The organism is Eubacterium barkeri, from assembly GCF_900107125.1.
In the GTDB taxonomy this organism is placed as follows: Bacteria; Bacillota; Clostridia; order Eubacteriales; family Eubacteriaceae; genus Eubacterium_O; species Eubacterium_O barkeri.
In genome coordinates this window covers 33,384-52,578 of sequence record NZ_FNOU01000018.1, presented here as the reverse complement: position 1 = coordinate 52,578, position 19,195 = coordinate 33,384, and the positions used below count along the sequence as shown (strand labels likewise).

General features: G+C 49.3%; 14 protein-coding genes. 1 reads left to right on the top strand and 13 read right to left on the bottom strand.

What is annotated here, in order from left to right:
• Positions 1 to 116: 116 nt before the first annotated feature.
• From BLU30_RS10595 to BLU30_RS10545, 11 genes are all read right to left on the bottom strand, one after another.
• Positions 117 to 1,046 (bottom strand): transketolase family protein, encoded by a 930-nt coding sequence (locus tag BLU30_RS10595; RefSeq protein WP_090246233.1) that lies wholly within the window; start codon positions 1,044 to 1,046, stop codon positions 117 to 119.
• Complete coding sequence (locus BLU30_RS10590; protein WP_090246231.1) at positions 1,043 to 1,900, bottom strand: transketolase; 858 nt, start codon at positions 1,898 to 1,900, stop codon at positions 1,043 to 1,045. The genes BLU30_RS10595 and BLU30_RS10590 overlap by 4 nt, the downstream gene beginning before the upstream one ends.
• A 13-nt stretch (positions 1,901 to 1,913) precedes the next feature.
• On the bottom strand, positions 1,914 to 3,215 hold the full coding sequence (locus tag BLU30_RS10585) for a transaldolase family protein (RefSeq protein ID WP_090246229.1): 1,302 nt from the start codon (positions 3,213 to 3,215) through the stop codon (positions 1,914 to 1,916).
• 134 nt (positions 3,216 to 3,349) lie between these two features.
• Complete coding sequence (gene deoC / locus BLU30_RS10580) at positions 3,350 to 4,072, bottom strand: deoxyribose-phosphate aldolase (protein ID WP_090246228.1); 723 nt, start codon at positions 4,070 to 4,072, stop codon at positions 3,350 to 3,352.
• Between the two features lie 145 nt (positions 4,073 to 4,217).
• Complete coding sequence (locus BLU30_RS10575; RefSeq protein WP_090246226.1) at positions 4,218 to 5,738, bottom strand: xylulokinase; 1,521 nt, start codon at positions 5,736 to 5,738, stop codon at positions 4,218 to 4,220.
• Positions 5,739 to 5,756: 18 nt separating this feature from the next.
• Positions 5,757 to 6,479 carry a deoxyribose-phosphate aldolase gene (gene deoC, locus BLU30_RS10570; protein ID WP_090246224.1) on the bottom strand — a complete coding sequence of 241 codons (723 nt, stop codon included), beginning with the start codon at positions 6,477 to 6,479 and terminating at the stop codon, positions 5,757 to 5,759.
• Positions 6,480 to 6,510: 31 nt separating this feature from the next.
• Positions 6,511 to 7,230, bottom strand: coding sequence for a deoxyribose-phosphate aldolase (gene deoC / locus BLU30_RS10565; RefSeq protein ID WP_090246222.1), 720 nt, complete (start codon positions 7,228 to 7,230; stop codon positions 6,511 to 6,513).
• Positions 7,231 to 7,437: 207 nt separating this feature from the next.
• Positions 7,438 to 8,172: a GntR family transcriptional regulator gene (locus tag BLU30_RS10560; RefSeq protein WP_090246221.1), complete on the bottom strand. Its 735-nt coding sequence runs from the start codon at positions 8,170 to 8,172 to the stop codon at positions 7,438 to 7,440.
• Positions 8,173 to 8,279: 107 nt separating this feature from the next.
• Positions 8,280 to 8,999: a deoxyribose-phosphate aldolase gene (deoC, locus tag BLU30_RS10555; RefSeq protein WP_090246219.1), complete on the bottom strand. Its 720-nt coding sequence runs from the start codon at positions 8,997 to 8,999 to the stop codon at positions 8,280 to 8,282.
• A 27-nt stretch (positions 9,000 to 9,026) separates the two neighbouring features.
• Positions 9,027 to 9,698, bottom strand: a complete 672-nt coding sequence (locus BLU30_RS10550) for an HAD family hydrolase (protein ID WP_090246217.1) — start codon at positions 9,696 to 9,698, stop codon at positions 9,027 to 9,029.
• The gene (locus BLU30_RS10545; protein ID WP_090246216.1) at positions 9,698 to 11,488 is read right to left on the bottom strand and encodes a ketose-bisphosphate aldolase; all 1,791 of its coding nucleotides are present in this window, start codon (positions 11,486 to 11,488) and stop codon (positions 9,698 to 9,700) included. Before BLU30_RS10545 ends, BLU30_RS10550 begins: the two co-directional genes overlap by 1 nt.
• A 182-nt stretch (positions 11,489 to 11,670) precedes the next feature.
• Here BLU30_RS10545 and BLU30_RS14110 point away from each other — a divergent pair, with 182 nt between their 5' ends.
• Positions 11,671 to 12,174 carry a MerR family DNA-binding protein gene (locus BLU30_RS14110; protein WP_143024235.1) on the top strand — a complete coding sequence of 168 codons (504 nt, stop codon included), beginning with the start codon at positions 11,671 to 11,673 and terminating at the stop codon, positions 12,172 to 12,174.
• Here the strand turns inward: BLU30_RS14110 and BLU30_RS10540 are convergent.
• Both BLU30_RS10540 and BLU30_RS10535 read right to left on the bottom strand, forming a co-directional pair.
• The gene (locus tag BLU30_RS10540; RefSeq protein WP_176770911.1) at positions 12,103 to 15,699 is read right to left on the bottom strand and encodes a PAS domain-containing hybrid sensor histidine kinase/response regulator; all 3,597 of its coding nucleotides are present in this window, start codon (positions 15,697 to 15,699) and stop codon (positions 12,103 to 12,105) included. The two genes, BLU30_RS14110 and BLU30_RS10540, sit on opposite strands and share 72 nt — an antisense overlap.
• Positions 15,692 to 19,135 (bottom strand): EAL domain-containing protein, encoded by a 3,444-nt coding sequence (locus tag BLU30_RS10535; RefSeq protein WP_090246212.1) that lies wholly within the window; start codon positions 19,133 to 19,135, stop codon positions 15,692 to 15,694. Before BLU30_RS10535 ends, BLU30_RS10540 begins: the two co-directional genes overlap by 8 nt.
• Between the last annotated feature and the right edge of the window lie 60 nt (positions 19,136 to 19,195).

The window sequence follows — 19,195 nt, the reverse complement described above, 5'->3', positions numbered from 1 at the left end:
GGTTTACATTATCACAAAATCCTACTCTGGTAAAGCAAAAGAAGCAAATTTCACCGATCCCATCGACGAAAAAGCGGCACTGCAATGCAGTGCCGCCCAGAGCGTAGACAAAGCCCTCAATCCCCTACAATTCGTCGGGTGATCCCCTCAGCATCCAGCCCGTAGTAGGACAGAATCTCCTGGTACTCACCGGAAGTGGCGTAGCCTTTTGGAATACCCAGGCGCTGGACGGTGGTATCCGCCATATCGCTCAGACATTCGGTGACCAAGGTCCCCAGTCCGCCGTCCACATAATGCTCTTCCACCGTGTATACCTTATGGGTTTTAGCCGCTGATGCCCGGACCAGTTCAGTATCCAAGGGACAAACAGTCGGCATCCCCAGATGATCCACCGAAATGCCCTGGGCCTCCAACGCCTTAACCGCTTCCAAGGCAGGACCGGTCATGCTGCCCGTAGAGATCAGGGTGATGTCTGTCCCCTCCTTGAGCTGCTGCCCCTTTCCGATGGTAAAGGGCTTTTCTTCAAAGAGCACGGGAATCTTGGGATTGCCGATGCGCATGTACACCGGACCCTCATAATCAATCATGGCTTTAACCGCCGCCCGGATTTCCGCCGGGTCCTGGGGGGCCAGCACCACCACACCGGGAATCATCCGGATAATGGCAAAATCCTCCAGACTCTGATGGGTTGCCCCCAAATCCGAATAAGTAATGCCGCTGTTGCGTCCCACCACCTTAACATTCTGGCGCATATAACCCAGGTCATTACGAAACATCTCGTAGGGGCGGCAGGTGACAAAGGGGGCAATGGCACAGAATACTGGAATATTTCCTGCCGTGGCCATCCCCGATGCCATGCCAATGGCATACTGCTCCATGATGCCACACTCAAAGTAACGCTGGGGACAGGCCTCCATAAACGTGCCGAAGCCTGAGCTTTTGCCGCTGTCGGCAGAAAAGAGCACCACGGAAGCATTGTCCATGGCGATTTCCGTCACGGCTTTCCCGAATTCCTTCCGGGGATCGTAGGTTTCTCCGATTTTCATGATACGGCCTCCAGTTCTCTTTCAATGGCTGCAATTAAGCCTTTGGTATCGGCCTCCGCCTGATCCAGGTCATCAGGAGTCGGTGCCCAGAAGTGGTAAGCCACATCCCCTTCACCTTCAGTTAAGCCCTTGGCTTTGATGGTCTTTGCGATAATGACCGTAGGTTTTCCTGTTCCTTCAGCCACCAAATCCAAGGTATCCACGATTTGTTCCATGTCGTTGCCATCCATGGTCAGCACATGCCATCCAAAGGCTGAGAATTTATCCGCAATGGGCTCCATATCCATAATGGTGTTCACCGGGCCACTGATTTGCAGGCCATTGTAGTCCAGCAATAAAACCAGGTTATCCAGTCCAAACTTCGGAGCCGCTGCCGCCGCTTCCCAGTTAGAGCCCTCAGGCAGCTCACCATCTCCCATGATAACGTAGGTCCGATAGCTGCGCCCTTGGAGTCTGGCAGCAGCCGCCATACCGCAGGCAATGGACAGACCATGGCCCAGGGCACCGGTATTGGCCTCTATTCCAGGCAGCTTGTGCATATCCGGATGTCCCGGAATCTTCGCATGGAGGCTGCCGTAGGTATCCAGCACCGCCTTATCGAAGTAGCCCTTTTCCGCCAGCACGGCGTACTGGGCCAGGCATTTATGGCCGGCGGAGAGCAGGAAACGGTCCCGATCCGGCCAATTGGGTTTCTTCGGATCCACAGCCATGGTATCGAAGTACAGGGCGGTCACCATATCGATGGCCGACAATGCCCCACCCACGTGGCCGTGGCCGCTGGCCCGGAGCATCCGCAGGACATTCAGCCGGCATTCCTCGGCCAGCCGCTTTAAAGTTAATACCCGTTCATCCATTGTTGGCTGCCCCCTAGGACATGCCATTGGCGGCATTCATAAAGCGGCGTTGATAGGAGACTACCTGGTTGGCACTGGTGAAGCGGGCCAGATAACCCGGCTCTGCCGTGATGACCACCCGCCCGGCCATATCCCCGTATTCGTCCGAAGATAACAGCCGATCGATATCCGGGTAATTATCCGGCCCTTCCATACTGCAGATAATGAGGCGGGTATCCGGCAGGTTACTCTGGCGAAGCAGGCGTAGATTCTGACGGACGCCGTCTAAGCCATCCTGGCCTTCTGCGGTGTTGAATGCCCGATGCTTGAGCATGGTTTCGGCTTCCTTGCGAACGAGGTTGAGATCTACATCCAGATCCGACGCACAGAAATAATCCTTGTCCACCATGAAGCTGCGGAGTTGTTCTAAATACTTCACATCCTTGGTATCCCGGTACAGGCCCAGGAATTCTTCCATGGCAGTGGACTGCACCAGACGGTGCCGGATGAAACTGTTGATGAAATAAGGACGGGCCTGGAGGGCCAGGGCGGTCTGCCAGGGCTCGAACATCAGGGTAAAATTCACCCGGTAGCCGTGCTCGTGGAGCATGAGGGCCAGGTGGTGTCCCCGGAAGGCATCTGCCGTAGAGGGGGCATTATGGCGGGTGGCCAGACGTTTATCCCCGGTGAGGAGGCTGCCCACGTTACCAGCATTGACGGGGCCAGTATGGGGTACCTTAATGACCACCCGGTGTTCTCCCAGCATTTCTTTGAATTTAGCGGCTTCTTCTAAAATTTCAGCATCACTTTTACCAAAGGGATCGTTGAGTTCCACACTGATATCTGCACCAGGTCCCAGAATGCGTCCGATTTCCGCCATGACTTCATCCCGGGTTTTAAACTGCCCGCCCACATTGGCCTTGGGATTATTGATAAAGAGGTCATAAATAATTCCCGGATTACAGGTTAGATTGGCAATATAGTCTGCAATGGGAGCCACCTCGTAGGGATTGGCACTGTCCGCCGAAAAAAGCACGTTAGTGGGGCGCTTTACGCTATTTTTATCATAACTGATGTCCCGGACCAGGTCCACTCGCAGGACGCGCCCCACAAATCCTAAGGCCGCCTTGAAGCCTGCCGGAGTTTCCCACTCCGGAACCGGATAGGTTTCAATGACCTTTTTAAATTCCGGGGTCACGCCAATACGATCAGCCCGACCCGTCAGGTGATTAAATTCTGCTGCTGTCAGCGGCAAATCCTGGACCCGTGCAACCAGGGCTTCTTCGCCGCTGACAACCGGTAAATTTAAATCCTTTAATGTCCAATTAATATTCATCTTCTCTCTCCAATCTTCTGTCAATATTCTTGTACTCCATGTCATCATAACCAGTTAGTACTACTGTGGTTAAAAAAAATGCATGGGAGTAACGGATTCGCCACTCCGCATGCAAAGGGGTTTTAACACATGTATTATTCGGCGTATTTCGGTATCATACCGATCTCACGCATGGTAGACAGCGCCGAAATGATTTCGGGGGCTGCCCTTGTGCCGATCAAATCAGCACCTGCCATAATAAAGGCATAGGCATTTTGTGGCCGGGGGAATTTAACCCCGGAAACTTTAAGCTTTACATCAGAGCCTTCACAAGCCTTCTTCGCTACCAAAAATTGTTCCATGCTCGGCCCTTCAAATTGGCCCGTAGCGGTCTTCATATAATCGATTTGGCACTCGATTAATAAATCACAGGCTCTTTTGATTTCATCATCCGTTAAAAAAGCCATGTCCAGAATCCCTTTAGTAAGGACGGCATCCCCTGCAGCGCCCTTGAAACGCTTCAGTTCATCCCGAACCACATCCAGATCCCCATCCTTCAGGGCTCCAAGATTCAGGCACATGTCAATGGATTTGGCACCGAAGCGTACAGCTTCCACCGCTTCCATTTCCTTTACCGCCGGCGTGCTGCTCCCCCAGGCAAAATTAATGCCGCAGGCGGGCAGCACATCGGAATCGGCTAAGGCGTCCACCAGTACGGGCATCCAATAGGGACTGGAGACATACATGGCGGCACAATTCCATTTTTTAGCTTCTTCGGCACCGTCAAGCACCTTCTGCCTGGTGGTATCCTTGGGGAGGATGGCATAATCAAAGACCTTCCCCAGGCTTTTTTCATCCATTTTTGATAAATCAACCATTTTGGTATCCCTCTTTTTTCTTTCAATTCTACAGAAGATCCGGAACCCAGAGGTTCATCCCTCCAGGTTCCTTCCTTTAATTGACAGGTCTACTGGCAATATGATGGTCTACCTTTGGTGAAAACCATCCCTTCTCTCTGCCTTCCTAGAAAATTTTTCCGTTCAGGGCATCATACACATCGTTGAAACGTTTGTAGGCCTTATCATAGGCTTCGAAATTATCCGGGTTGGGATAATAGGTATCTGTAATCTGAACCGCACGGTCAGCGGCTTCGTGGGCATCCGCATATTCTCCCACACCGATGCCGGCGTAAAGGGCGGCCCCTAAGCACCCGCTTTCGCTGGCGGCCAGGAGATGGATGGGCTGCTTGCAGATATCGGCCAGCATCTGGCTCCAAAGGGGCGACTTCGCAGCCCCACCGGTTAAGCGGATGCCGTTGATGTGGATACCCGCTTCCAGCTCAGCGTTGATAATGTCATACATTTCGTAGCAGATCCCTTCCATGACGGCACGGGCCATATCCGCCTTAGTGGTCCCCAGGCTCATCCCAATGAAGGTGGCCCGGGCCTGGTCATTGAGCTTAGCCCCGGACACGCCCTGGAGATAGGGCAGGAAGGTGATACCATTGGCTCCAATGGGAACGCCGGCAATCTGTTCATTGATGATATCGTAGGGATCCACACCGGAAACCTCACCGGCAATTTTTTCCAGATCCGCAAAGGTATCCCGATACCAGCGGTAGCTGGATGCCGAAGTATTGGAGAAAGCTTCAATGGTGAAGTTGCCCACACCATGGTTGCCCTTGACCACCAGGCGCGCCTTAGGGTCGCGGATGGATTCGTCTGAAGCGATGAAGCAGGAGCCGAAGGTCCCCATGACCATAACGGCGGTCCCATCATCCACAGCACCGGACCCGAAGGTATTACAGTTCTGGTCGTGGGCGCCGATGCAGATGGGTGTTCCTTCAGCCAATCCGGTAAGCTCAGCAATATCCGCCGGAATGTGTCCGACCACCTTACCAGGTTCTGCCACGATTTCAGCCCGTTTGCTCAGGGGAATGCCCAACATGTCGTGATGCTTCCTGGACCATTCCTTTTTATTGATATCCATCATCCCTTCGCGGCTAGCGGAGGAGAAATCGGTATAGTATCCATCAGCACCCAATTCTTTCAGGAAGTAGTCCTGATGAGTGGAGAATAAAGCGGTCTTTTCCCAGTTTTCGGGTTCGTTCTGCTTTAGCCATACCAGCTTCGCGATGCTAAAGCACATTCCCAGGGGATCCCCAGTGATTTGATAATGTTCTTCCCGGGGCATTTGTTCTTCGATCCAGCCAATTTCCTTAGCCCCACCACGAAGATCCTGCCAGCCGACGAAGGGACGGATGAGCTTGCCGTCTTCATCCAATAGTCCGATCACCGATCCCTGGGAGGATAAGCCAATGGCCAGGATGTCTTTAGGGTCTACACCAGATTTTTCAATGGCCGCCTTGCAGGTGGCGTACAATGCCGGGGTCATGTCCTCGGGAATCTGTTCCACCCAGCCTTCCTTGGGGTAATAACAGGGATATTCCCGATAGTTACTTCCCATCAAATTGCCTTCTAAGTCAAACACACACACCTTACAGCCAGTGGTCCCGGCATCCATACCAACTAAATATTTACCCATTACTCTCTCCTTGTTAAATTATTCCCCTACATACTCCGGACACAATCCGCATCGGCGCATATCGTCCACCGCATCTAATATTTCCGCTGCCCCCTGGGTGCCAATAAGTTCGGCCCCCGCAGCGAAGAAGGCAAAGGCATTTTGGGGCCGAGGTGCTTTCACACCGGCCACTTTGACCTTCGTATCCGTTCCCTTTAATGTATCCACCATGAGCATGACATCGGACACGGATGGTCCAGCGTATTGGCCGGTAGATGTTTTTGCCCAGTCAATTCCGGCTTCTGCCACCAGCTTGCAGGCTGTGACGATTTCTTCCTTGGTCAGCATACAGGTTTCGATGATCATTTTCGTCATCACCGGGCCAGCGGCTTTTTTATAGTCTTTGAATTCCTGCAGGACTTCATCGTACTTCTTGTCCTTGAGCGCCCCCACGTTCATGCAATTATCCAAAACCGTTGCCCCCAGACGAACGGCTTCTTCGGTTTCAAAGGCTTTTACCGCGCTGGTTTGCTGGCCAAAGGGAAATCCAATGCCGGCCCCCACCAGCAAATCCGTTCCCTGAAGCTCTTCAACTACCACCGGTGTCCAATAGGATGATGAAAAGCAGAATGCCTTGGCATTATACTTAATGGCATCCCGGCAGCCCTGCCGGATTTGTTCTTCTGTGGTGCTTTTGGGCAGCACCGAATAATCGAAGAGCTTTCCCATATCCCGTTTCGTCATTTTTGACAAATCTACCATTTTCTCTTACCCCCTAATATTTTTATTGTTCTTAGCCTTCATATTCCGGAATCATCTTAATGGCACGCATGGTGTCCAGTGCCTCGATAATTTCCGGTGCCGACCGGGAACCAATGAGCTCTGCTCCGGCTAACAAGAACGCGTAAGCATTCTGAGGCCGGGGGAATTTAACCCCGGATACCTTCACCTTGGTGTCAGAATCCTTCAGGGTTTCGACCATAACCCGTACCTGCTCTAAGGACATTCCATTGTACTGCCCTGAAGAAGATTTCGCCCAGTCAATTTCCGCTTCCGCAATGAGCTTGCAGGCCGTGGCAATTTCCTCATCCGTCAGCATTTCGGCTTCAATGATCATTTTGGTCATGGCCGGCCCAGCGGCTTTTTTATAATCCTTGAACTCCTGAAGAATTTCATCGTACTTCTTATCCTTCAGTGCCCCCACATTCATGCAATTGTCCAGAACCGTTGCCCCCATCCGAACCGCTTCTTCGGTTTCAAAGGCCTTCACGGCGCTGCTTTGCTGTCCAAAGGGAAATCCGATACCGGCCCCCACCAGTAAATCCGTTCCCTTTAGCTCCTCTGCCACTACCTTCGTCCAATAGGATGATGAAAAGCAGAAGGCCTTACAGTTATACTGAATAGCCACCTTACATTCCTTCCGAATAGTTTCTTCTGTGGTATCCTTTGGCAGGATCGCATAGTCAAAACACTTTCCCATGTCCCATTTCGTCATCTTTGTGAAATCAATCATATTACCCTCCTGTTTTGATCTTCACTGACCTGCCCCAGTGGCAGGCATATACTGGTCATAACTGGTATTATGTCTGTATTATAACTAGATATGACTAGTATGTCAAGTAAATTGTTTTCATCTTAAATAAGGTTTTTTGGTAAAAAAAATAAAACATCGAAAATCGAGGCAGTCGATCGTCAATGTTTTATTTTTTTAAGTCGGTTTTCAATTATTTTTATACTCATACCGCAGCTTGATTTTATCCCCGCGGAAGACGACTTTTGAATATTCGTAGGGATGATCCAACTGGTCGTAAAGAACATCCTCTAAAATCAATAGGGAGTACCCTGGGTTAACACCGAAGATGGGGCTTTCCTTCTCCGTTGCAGTTGCGGATTCAAGGGTTTCCACCACCCGGGTCGGTTTCAGACCCCGCTGATGCTCTAAAAGCACACAGAGCTGTTCCTTTTCGAGTAAGTCCTCCCGGATACCTGAGCACAGACCTTCGGGAATATAGGAGTAATGCAGGCTAATGGGTTCACCTTTAACAAAGCGTAAACGACGGATTTCGACAATGGGTGCTCCCTCTGGACAAGCCAGCCGACGGCTGATTTTTCCCCGGGCTTCCACCGTTTGGATTCCCAATACCTGGGTTGAAATTTCATAGCCCATACGCTCAAGCTGCTCCCGAAAGCCCATGTATGCTAAAGATTCCGTCTCAATCTTGGCATCCGCCACAAAGGTTCCCTTTCCGGGTACCCGGTAAAGCAGCCCCTCCTGTACCAGCTGAGAGCAGGCCGATCGAATCGTCATCCGGCTGACGCCAAACATGCGGTTTAACTCGCTTTCAGAAGGAATAGCGGTCTGGGCCTTCCATTCGCCCTCTTCTATTTTATTGCGGATCAGCTCCTCTAATTGGACATATAATGGTTTGGGATTTTCTCTTCTTATCTTTTCCATAACAGCTCCTCCATCAGTTTCCAAACTTTTCCTGACGTTTGTTATTTTGTTAATATCCTAACACAAACCCATCCATTTGGAAAGCCAGGCCCCAATAAAATTCGAACTCAGCCTTGATATGCCGGCACGATTCCAATCTCACGCATCTGGTCCAGGGCATCAATAATCGCAATGGCAGCACGGGTTCCGATGAGGTCTGCACCTGCCATCAAAAAGGCATAAGCATTCTGGGGTCGGGGAAATTTAACCCCAGCCACCTTCAGCTTAATATCCGTATCCTTTAAGGTTTCCTTCATAATCAAAAATTGATCCATACTGGGTCCTTCAAATTGTCCGGTGGAGGTTTTGGCATAATCGATTCCGGCTTCTGCAATGAGCTTACAGGCCGTGGCGATTTCCTCATCCGTTAGGAAATTGACATCCATGATGCATTTAGTAATATTGCCCTGGGCTGCCGTGACAAAGGCATCGAGTCCAGCCTTCACCTCTTTATAATTTTTATCCTTCAGAGCCCCGATGTTCATCACAATATCCAAGGCGGTACATCCTGCCTTAACGGCCTCTTCGGTTTCCAACCCCTTCATCCGGGCTGAGGACACACCAAAGGGAAAGTCCAGTCCACAGGCCACATGGACATCACTCCCGGCAAGCTCCTCCACCACGACCGGTGTCCAATAGGGTGATGCTGAGTAAAAGGCTGCACAATTATAGGCCACTGCCTCCCGACAACCCTTTCGGATATCCTCCTCCGTGGTATTCTTGGGCAGTACCGAATGGTCAAAGCATTTCCCCAATTGCCATTTGTCCAATTTTGATAAATCTACCATAATAAACGCTCCTCTTTGATTAAATATTTACAACACGACCGACGGTAATTCCGCCATCGTATCAATCACATAAGACGGGTCCAGGGCCCGGACCTGCTCTGGCGTGTTATAGCCATAGGTCACCCCACACACGGCAATCCCCGCATTGGTCCCAGTGAGGTAATCGGTCCGGGTATCCCCAATCAGGATAGCCTCCCCCCGGGGGCATCCATAAAAATCGACGATGGCATTGACACAGTCCGGGGCTGGCTTAGGATTCACCACATCATCGGCAGTGACGATGATGTCAAAATAATCCATAAGCCCAAAGACCTCAAAAATACCCAGGGTGGCACTTCGTATTTTAAAGGTCGCCACGGACAACTTTTTTCCCGCCGCTTTGTACTGATCCAGCACCTCCCGGACGCCGGGATACAGCTTAGAATGCACCGCACAATTGACGGTGTAGTATGCCACAAATTTTGGCAGAATTTCTCCATCAATGCGGTCAGCCTCATGCTCTCCCAGGCATTTCAGCAGCACATTCCGGGCGCCACCACCAATACAGCTGCGGATAAAGGCATCCGTTCTTTTTTCAAAACCATACTCCGTGATAAGGTGTTGTACCGTGGCCACAATATCCGGACAGGTATCCACCAAGGTCCCATCCAAATCGAAGATAAGATGGCTATACGAACGCGGTTCACAATTGGCAATCATCAGCTTCTCCTTAAAGCAGACAGCAGGGGGTTCGCATTAAAATATTCTAGGGTGATGCCGCACTCCCCAATATCCCGCAGGTTTTTATCGGTTTTTTTATAGTCCGCATGGTAGTCTGAACCACCAGAAATAATGGCAACCCGACCGGTGTAATCCGATATAACCCTGGCGATGATTTCATCCTTGGCCATGGGTCCACTATAGGTGGTTTTATCGTAGGTATAAGCCCCTTCGATACCATCCAACCCCGCATCAATGAGGGATTCGATGAACACGGCCCGTTCCATTTCTGCATCCTTGGTCACCACCCACTCGTCAATGAGGTAGGGATGGGCCAAAATGGCGATGCCCCCAGTGTCATGGGCCAATCGGATGATTTCTGCGGCATCGGGTTTTTCCCGTTTGACCGAGAATTCCGGATTGTTCCGACATAAAAGCTTGGCTTCGCTCCAGGTCTTGGTATAGCCCTTTTCTGCCATGAGGTTGAAGATGAGTTTTTTCTGGACATCCTCGGGCTTTCTTGGGATGTCGTCGTAATTCAGCACCTCTTCCCAATCCACCGGGAAGCCCTTTTCGGTGAGGCGTTCCGTCAGACGTTGATAGGAATCAATTTTACTTTTCACAATCTTGCGATTCATATCCAACAGTCGGGGATCACTGAAATCACATCCCAGAACGACGATATGGACATCCTCCACCTGGGTTTCACAGGAAAATTCTATTCCCGGAATAAAGGTGAGGCCTTTTTTTGCGGCGTAGGCTACAGGATCGACCATCACCCCACTGACCTCGATTTTTTCAGGGGGCAGTACATCGTGATCCGTGATGGCCAATACCTTCACCCCACGCTCCACTGCATTGCAGATAAGTTCCTTGGGGGTATCGCCACCGTCAGAGCGGGTGGAATGGCAATGGAGATCCACCTCAAAGGGTGCGGTATTGCGATCCATGAGGCTAAAGAAGCGAATGTGTTCTGTGACCACCTGCCGCACCCGGTCGGCCACATAGGCATCCAGCTTCAGGGGATCGTTCTGGGTGGGGTTTTCCGCCATATAATCCTTCATTCCCTGACAATAGGCAATTTTAATGGCCGTGGAAATATTGACCTTGGCCGCCCCCAGATCAATGAGGCGATAGAACATATCATCGGTTAGCCCGGTTCCCCCATGGAGGACCAGGGGGCAGGGTGAAAAGCTATTGATTTCCTGGAACAAATCGTAATCAATATCGATTTCTCCATGATACACCCCATGGGCGGTCCCTACAGCCGGAGCGAAGGCATCTACCCCTGTGGCATCTAAAAACGTGCGGCAATCGTTAGGCTTGGCATGGGCACCTGCCCCTTCCTCGACAAAAATATCGTCCTCTACTCCGACAATGGCACCCAGCTCGCCCTCAACCGTTACCCCCTTGGCGTGGGCATATTCCACAATATCCCGGGTATTTGCAATATTCTGACCCAGGGGCAGCTTGGAACCATCGTACATCACCGAGGACCAGCCAGCATCAATGCAGGATTTGGTAAAGGCCACATCCGTGGAATGGTCCAAGTGAATGGCCACATCTACGGCAGCATGCTCAGCCAAGGGGCGTAAAAAAGCCATCATTTCAGTAATCCCAAAGGATTTCACCGTCTTTACCGAGGTTTGAAGAATGATATTCTGACCCAATGCTTCTGCCGCCTGGATGGCTGCCCGGGCAGTAAGGTCCCCAACGATATTAAATGCCCCGACGGCATAACCGCCCTGACGGGCCTCTTTTAATATTCTTTCTAAATTAACATATGCCATCTGATTTCTCTCCTTTGTCCTATGAATCCATAAAAAATCAATATTCTAATCTTAGCCATCTTATGTGAGTATGACTAGCTATAACCAGTATACTGCTATCTTTTAAAATTGTCAAGACTCTTAAATGAGGGACGCTTTTTCATTTATTTTTATTTTCCCCATGACCTTGACCCTGCAGTATTATGCAGATCCTCTTTTACCGGGAGCTGGAATTTCCCTTAAACCGTATTCGATCCATTCTGACGGCATCGGACTATGCCCGGGAGTCCGCCCTTTCTGAACAACTGCATGCCTTAAAGGCACGTCAAAAACGCATCGAAGCCCTCATCGCTACCGCGACACGGACTCTGAATGCCTTAAAAGGAGATTTAATGATGAAAGATACAGAAAAATTTGAAGGCTTTAAAGCCGAAATCATTGCAAAAAATGAAGACCGCTACGGCGAAGAAATCCGCAGCCGTTATGGCGATGCCACGGTGGATGGGGTGAATGCCCGAATCCAGGGCATGGGTAGGGAAACGTGGCACAAGTTGCCGCTTATTACAATGCCATCGTCCCCGGAGGGGCTGCCTTCCTCCGGGATGCCCTGGTGGCCTGTCTTAGCCAATGATAACCTATTTCCTGGTCCCGGACCAGATTCTTTCCAATGTATCGTAAAGCATCTGAGGGGAAATGGGCTTCGCTAAGTGGTCATTCATCCCGGCACACCGGGATTTTTCCATATCCTCCTCAAAAGCGTTCGCACTCATGGCCACGATAGGGATTGTCCTGGCCGTTTCTTTTTGCAGCTGGCGGATGGTCTTTGTCGCCGTGAGGCCATCCATCACCGGCATGCGGATATCCATCAGAATCATATCGTAATAGCCCACCGGTGCCAGGGTGAACATCTCAATGGCCCGTAACCCATTTTCTGCGACCTCTACTGTCACTTCCTTCACTTCCAACAGACGTTTGGCAACCTCCACATTAAGAATGTGGTCTTCGACCAATAAAACACGCTTGCCTTTAAAATCATAGCACCTCGGTTTGATCGCCTCCATTTCCCTTCCCCTTTTATTGTAGATTCTTTCAAAGGTGGAACAAAGGGAGGCTTTAAAGAGGGGTTTGGTCATGAGTAAATTGACCCCGGCCATCTTCGCCTCGGTCTCAATGCTCGCCCAATCATAGGCCGTCATAATGATGATGGTGACATCCGGACCAACCAGCCGCCGAATTCGTCTGGTCGTTTCAATTCCATCCATTTCCGGCATTTTCCAATCGATGAGGATGACATCGTAGGACTGTTGTCGCAATTGGCGTTTTTCAACTTTATCCAGGGCTTTCTGGCCACTTTCCACCCACTCTGCCACCGCCCCCATTTCCTGGAAAATCCTTTGGGTCTGAAGACAGATTCCCACCTCATCATCCACGATGAGGATAGAGAGGCTGCTCCAATTAATTTGGCTTTTCAGTTGGTAAAGATGCTTTTTATCAGCATTGATTCCCAGGGTAATATCAACCGTAAATTCTGTCCCTACCCCTTCGATGCTGTTAACGGCAATCGTTCCGCCCATCAGTTCTGCCAGATTTTTGCAAATCGCCAACCCTAGCCCTGTCCCGCCATAGGGACTGGTGGAGCCGCTATGCTGCTGCTCAAAGGGCTCAAAAATCCTGGGCATAAAGGACTCACTGATGCCAATGCCTGTATCGTTCACGGTAAAGCGCAAATGGGCTTTGCCATCGTTCACCCCGCTTTGATGGACTATAAATTGCACCTTGCCCCCGGCTGGTGTGAATTTCACCGCATTGGAAATCAGGTTGATGATAATCTGCTGGAGCTTCATGGCATCGCCGAGATAACTCTGTTCCACAAAGCTGGTGATCATACAGTCGTAGTCCACCTCTTTGCCACTGGCCAGCTCATAACCAATGGCATTAATGTCTGCAATAAATTCCTCAAAGGGGATTTCATCCTCTTTGATGGTAATTTTGCCACTTTCAATACGGGACATATCTAAAATATCATTGATCAGGGACAGGAGGAATCGGGCAGAAATCCCTACCTTTGCCAGGTAGTCTGTCACCTGCTTACGATCCTCCACATTTTGAGCTGCCAAGGCAGACATCCCGATAATAGCGTTCATCGGGGTCCGAATTTCATGACTCATTCGGGATAAAAACTCGGTTTTAGCAACACTGGCCTGCTCCGCCTGCTTTAAAGCTTCCCGAAGAATCCCTTGCTGGCGCTCTTGTTGGAAAAACAGCTCGGTGACATCGGAACGAATCATGACAATACGGGTCCGACTTTCATCTAAGTACGTATACTTCCACCGTTTCCGATATTCTTCTCCCTCTATTTCCACGCTAAAGGTACAGGAATAAGCATCATCTTTTTCCAAGCGTTGTTTAATGGTCGACAGAGCAAAGGCGTCCCGGATCATTTCCCGCTGATCCGAGACGATATACCCGTCAATGGTGTGTCCCGTTGCTTCCTCATAATCCACCATAATACCGGCGCCATAGCGATGCCCGACCATGTTATGCCGCATACAGTACAGCGTTTCCTGAGCGGTATCGATGATCCCTAAAAACTCAAAATCGATATCGATCAAGCGATTGATCAATAACTGGGTTGTTCGCTCCTGATCAATATCATAGGTGTACATAAAGGATTTGATATCGCCGCTTTCAGGGTCCTGGAAGGTTCGTACCATCGTATTGACCCAGATCACCCGCCCATCGTGGCTTTTCCTCTGGTAATCCAGAGAATAGCTGGTATCGCCCTTTTCAAAGGCCTTCATCACCCGCTTGGCATTGAGCATATATCGGATATGATCCTGTTCTTTCGGGGTATACCCCGTAGCCGCTAAAGCCTCAACACCAACAGTGTAGGTCATCCCATCGTGGGATATCCCCACCGTATCCCGGGCCATATAGCGCTCAATCCGGTCCTTGGTAAGATTGCTCCGCACTTTCACCAAAACATTGCCGGTAATACCCTGTTCCTGGAAATGAATTTCATCGGAAAAGCGTTTTTTCGCATTCATAAATTCCGTAATATCTTCCCCCACAGCGACACCGATCACCGGTTCACCAGTATTGGAAAAAATCGTTGAATACGTAATCCGCTGCCATTCCACAGGCGTTTTTAGGGTGTTGTAGCGAATGATGGCGGTAGCTGACGGTTTCCCCTGTTCTAAAGCCTGATGGAGCTTAATAAAATCCAATTCACTTTCCGGCATAATATATCCCAGTTCTATCATTCGGGTGTATCCACCGGGTAAGGATGTAAAAAAGCCCATGTTCTCTGCACCTTGATTATTGGATTGGTAAACCCCTGTTTTAATGTCATAGGTCCACATGGAAATACTTGTGGAGGAAATCGCCAGCTCCATTTGCTGCTTCTCTACCAGGGCCTTCATTTCCTGGGTGATATTCCGCCCGATACCAATGGCATAGAGGGGCCTTCCGGTATCATCCCGAATAATGCTGTGGCGAATCCGCTCGCACCACCATCCCTTACCATCCTCTGTTGCAAACCAGATATCTTCACTAACGTTATCTTCCCCTTGACGGACACGCTCATACAATCGCCTGAAATCCTGACGGCTCTCAGGTTTGACATACCCTGAGTCTAAAACCGTCTGAATAAAGTTTTCAATCCTTCTGGGAAAACCGGCATGGGCCTTGATGGACTGGGGAAATTGGATGAGACAATCTGAGTAAAGATCGTATTGCCAAATATTAACATCCGTATTATCCATGGCAATATCGTAGATGGCTTCCTTTTCCCGAAGCTTTTGTTCAATGGCCTTTTGCCTTGTAATATTGTGAAAGACACATTGGAGAAGAGGTGCACCATCTTTTTCTCCAATGCGACATCCCTGAAGATGGACCCACACAATACTCCCATCCCGATGGGTTTTTCGAAAGTCAAAATCCGCTACGGTACCCTCTTCCAATGCTGTATTAAGGGCTTTGACTACCCTGGCTGTATCCTCGGGGTGGGTCATCTCCGCGGCATCCCCCTTGATCCGCTCACGATACTCTTCTATCGTATAGCCCGTAAGCGCCGGAACCCCATCCGAGAAGTAAACCGTCTCGAAAATATCCGTCACCCGGTAGATTGCCACTCCCCCGGGGATGGCATTGATGATATTTTGTAGCTGGAGTTGATTGGCATCAACTGATTCATGGGAGAACCCCATCTCCCCTGTTTTCTTTTTATTCATACTGAGCATCTACCTCCCTGGAGATTGGTGAATCCGAAACAACATCGGTTAGATCGAACACCATCTGAATATGGGCTTTTTGACCATAATAGTTGATCCGTTTATCCTTTAAGAAAAATGGCCGTTTGAGAATCGGATGCTCACAGGTCCAACAGTAAAAGTCTTGCTCCAAGAGCTTATCCCGAATACAAAAGGGACAGGGCGACTGGCGTTTCTGGATCACTTCATAACATTTTTTCCCATGGTAATCAACGGTATCAAATAAGGCCATGGCCCCACGGCTCATATAGAGAACCTCGTCCGTTTCTTCACTAAAGATGGAGATGGCATTATCCAGTACATCAATGAGCCATTCCCGGTTGAAAATTGGCTCTGGGGCATTCACCATAAGGTATTCGCCGTAAAGGGTCGCAATGTTTTCTCCCTGATGTTTAGAATGAACCAACGCCGCCTCTGCTTTTCCATAAAGATCTTCAAAGGATTCCCTCTGCCCCTGGCTAATGGCAATCCCAAGGGAACAGACCAAATGGACCCCGGATTCACCTAAAAAAATACGGTCTATCGTATTACACAAATCCTGACATTTTTTGAGGACAAAATCTTCTGAGGGCATGTCCTCTAAAAAGATACAAAACTCCTCCCCCCCATAGCGTCCGATGAAATCAACCTTCCTGAAAAAGCCTTTAAGGGCCTCGGAAAGCTTAAGGATGGCCTGGTCCCCATAGTGATGCCCCAACCCATCATTAATCGCTTTGAAATTTTCCAGTTCAAGCATGATAAGCGTATGAAGGGATTCTCCCCCCTCAGTGAGGGCCTGGCTGATCTTTTCTACAATGGCCTGACGGTTATATAGCCGGGTAAATGGATCCAGCTGGGCTTGAATCGCAGTACTCTCATAAACCCGGACGATCTCCTGGATCCGCTGCTTGGCTTCCATCACATTGAGTACCCGGCGCAATGCGACCTCGGGAATGAAAGGCTTCGTGATACAATCGTTGGCACCAATGGCGATGGTATGAATTTGTTGCTCCACAGAATCATCGGCCGTAATCATAATCACGGGAATATCCATCAATACGTCATGAGCACTCCGATATTCCATGAACGCTAAGCCATCCATTTGGGGCATCATAATATCCAGCAGAATCAAGTCGATATTATTCTGTTTTTCTGACAGGATCTTTACGGCCTCTTTGCCGTTGGATGCTTCACAAACCGTAAAGTATGGATCAATCAGAGTCCGTAAGATGACCCGGCTGGATTCTTCATCATCGACAATCAAAACCTGGTTGGTCTGATTTCCATCACGCTCTAGTGATTTTTTGTATTTCTTCAGCTCCGCTTCAATTTTCTTTTGACCTGTGATGTCGGCCAGGGTCCCCATCAGGATTTGTTTATTTCCCAGGGAGCTGATGTACTTTAGTTTAAGATCCACCCATCGCGGAGGGTGATCCTCCGTTTTTAAACAAAATTCACATTCCCCATAATCCTGGGTATGAATGGCCGTCTCAAAGGATGCCATGACTGACGCCTGATGTTCCAACGCAACCATCTTAAGGGGATTTCGCCGACTCATGGCATGGTCCTCTTCAAAAAGCTGATCAAAGGCTTTGTTCACCCGGAGAATATCAATATAACCATTATCAAATTCACAGATGCAGGAGGGCAGGATGGCATTAAAAAATAAAATCTCCATTTGAGGGTTGGATGCCCACAGGGCATCTGCTTCAAAAACGGGAGCATCTACAGAAAGGACCCGACGATCTTCCTTCGCCATAAGCACTTCATAATCAACAGCAGGCATGGGTCGGCCATAATGGTAACCCTGTGCATATTCACAGCCAATACTCCGTAAAAACTCGGCCTGATGCCCATCCTCTACCCCTTCGGCAACCGTGGGTATTCCCAGCCATTTAGCCATACGGACAATGGAAGCAATGATGTTTTCTGCCCGACCGGAATGATCGGTATCCCTCAAAAAGCCCAAGTCAATTTTCAGAATATCGATTTCGATGTTTTTTAACATATTTAAGGACGAATATCCAGACCCAAAATCATCCATATGAATGGGAAATCCCTTCCCCCGAAGGCGATGGATCACGTCCTGCATAATCTGCGGGTTTTCCATATAAGCGGATTCCGTCAGCTCCAGCTGTAAAAGACCCGCTGGTATATGGTACGCATCGACGAGCTTACAGAGGTTCTCCACCAGATTCGGATTATAAAAATTAACCTGGGAAACATTCACGGAGACGGGAACTGGCTGGCTCCCTTCTCTTAGCCATTTGGCCAGGAATCCACAGGTTTTTTCCCAAACATAATAATCTAACCGGGCGATAAAGCCGTTGGCCTCGAAGACGGGAATAAAATCCCCGGGAGAAATCATTCCCTTTTGGGGATGATTCCAACGCACCAGGGCTTCGGCCCCACTTAAACCTCCCGTCATCAAATTGTATTTTGGTTGAAAATAAACACAAAATTGGCCGCCCTCAAGGGCTGGCAGCATCTCATTGACCATTTCCTGTTGCAATTCCAGCTCATGACTCATGGCCGGTTGGTAAACGGCAATGTGATTCATGTAATTGCCCTTACAGGTCCGGGCTGCTAACGTGGCTCGGTCCAACATAATTCCAACAGGTATGGTATAATCATCCAAATAATAAATCCCAAAGGAAGGAATAATGTTAAAATCGCTTTTATAGACCCCAAAAAACTCAACAAACTGACCAATCATCTGCTCTAAACGATCTCTCGACGTATACGCCACACAAACGGCAAAAATATCCGCCTCCATCCGACCATAGACGCCTAAAGGATAGGCTTTCATCAGCCCTTTAAGCTTTCCAGCAAGACATTTAAGGAAAGCATCCCCTGCTTCATCCCCATAAAACGCGTTGAACAGCTGAAATCGGTCGATATCGAAACGAATAAAGGCAAAGGGATACTCCGGGTTCCCTTCCAAAAGCTCCCGGACCGCTATGGAAAATTTGGATTTATTGTAGATATCCGTCAGCGTATCATATTCCGCCAAATACTTCAGACGCTCAAAAGCAGCCATCTGACTCCGCTCAATAACATGGCGCAGGCGGAACTTCAAAATCTCGGGAATGTAAGGCTTAAATACAAAATCCCAGGCCCCTAAGCTAAGGGCATGCTTTTCATCCTCCTGATTATTGCTCCCAGTGGATACGATAATCGGGGTATCCTTAAACTCCGGCATCTCATTGATTTTGGACATGAAAGCAAAGCCATCCATGATAGGCATTACAAGGTCTAAGATAACGGCTGCGGTCTGGGGATTCGCCTGTAACATGGCCAAACCCTCTTCCCCATTCTTAGCCTCGAGCACGTTGTATTCATCTTCTAGTATTTTATAAAGGACCTTGCGATTAACAATGTTGTCTTCAATGACTAAAACAGTATTTGTAGACGGCATATGGCATTCTCCTTCTCCCTATCCATTCTAAAACATAGAATATTAATGGTTTCTTAATTA

Bases quoted from the DNA above. Each gene is read 5' to 3' on its own strand.
- BLU30_RS10595 (WP_090246233.1), bottom strand. From the start codon at position 1,046: ATGAAAATCGGAGAAACCTACGATCCCCGGAAGGAATTCGGGAAAGCC.
- BLU30_RS10590 (WP_090246231.1), bottom strand. From the start codon at position 1,900: ATGGATGAACGGGTATTAACTTTAAAGCGGCTGGCCGAGGAATGCCGG.
- BLU30_RS10585 (WP_090246229.1), bottom strand. From the start codon at position 3,215: ATGAATATTAATTGGACATTAAAGGATTTAAATTTACCGGTTGTCAGC.
- deoC (WP_090246228.1), bottom strand. From the start codon at position 4,072: ATGGTTGATTTATCAAAAATGGATGAAAAAAGCCTGGGGAAGGTCTTT.
- BLU30_RS10575 (WP_090246226.1), bottom strand. From the start codon at position 5,738: ATGGGTAAATATTTAGTTGGTATGGATGCCGGGACCACTGGCTGTAAG.
- deoC (WP_090246224.1), bottom strand. From the start codon at position 6,479: ATGGTAGATTTGTCAAAAATGACGAAACGGGATATGGGAAAGCTCTTC.
- deoC (WP_090246222.1), bottom strand. From the start codon at position 7,230: ATGATTGATTTCACAAAGATGACGAAATGGGACATGGGAAAGTGTTTT.
- BLU30_RS10560 (WP_090246221.1), bottom strand. From the start codon at position 8,172: ATGGAAAAGATAAGAAGAGAAAATCCCAAACCATTATATGTCCAATTA.
- deoC (WP_090246219.1), bottom strand. From the start codon at position 8,999: ATGGTAGATTTATCAAAATTGGACAAATGGCAATTGGGGAAATGCTTT.
- BLU30_RS10550 (WP_090246217.1), bottom strand. From the start codon at position 9,698: ATGATTGCCAATTGTGAACCGCGTTCGTATAGCCATCTTATCTTCGAT.
- BLU30_RS10545 (WP_090246216.1), bottom strand. From the start codon at position 11,488: ATGGCATATGTTAATTTAGAAAGAATATTAAAAGAGGCCCGTCAGGGC.
- BLU30_RS14110 (WP_143024235.1), top strand. From the start codon at position 11,671: ATGCAGATCCTCTTTTACCGGGAGCTGGAATTTCCCTTAAACCGTATT.
- BLU30_RS10540 (WP_176770911.1), bottom strand. From the start codon at position 15,699: ATGAATAAAAAGAAAACAGGGGAGATGGGGTTCTCCCATGAATCAGTT.
- BLU30_RS10535 (WP_090246212.1), bottom strand. From the start codon at position 19,135: ATGCCGTCTACAAATACTGTTTTAGTCATTGAAGACAACATTGTTAAT.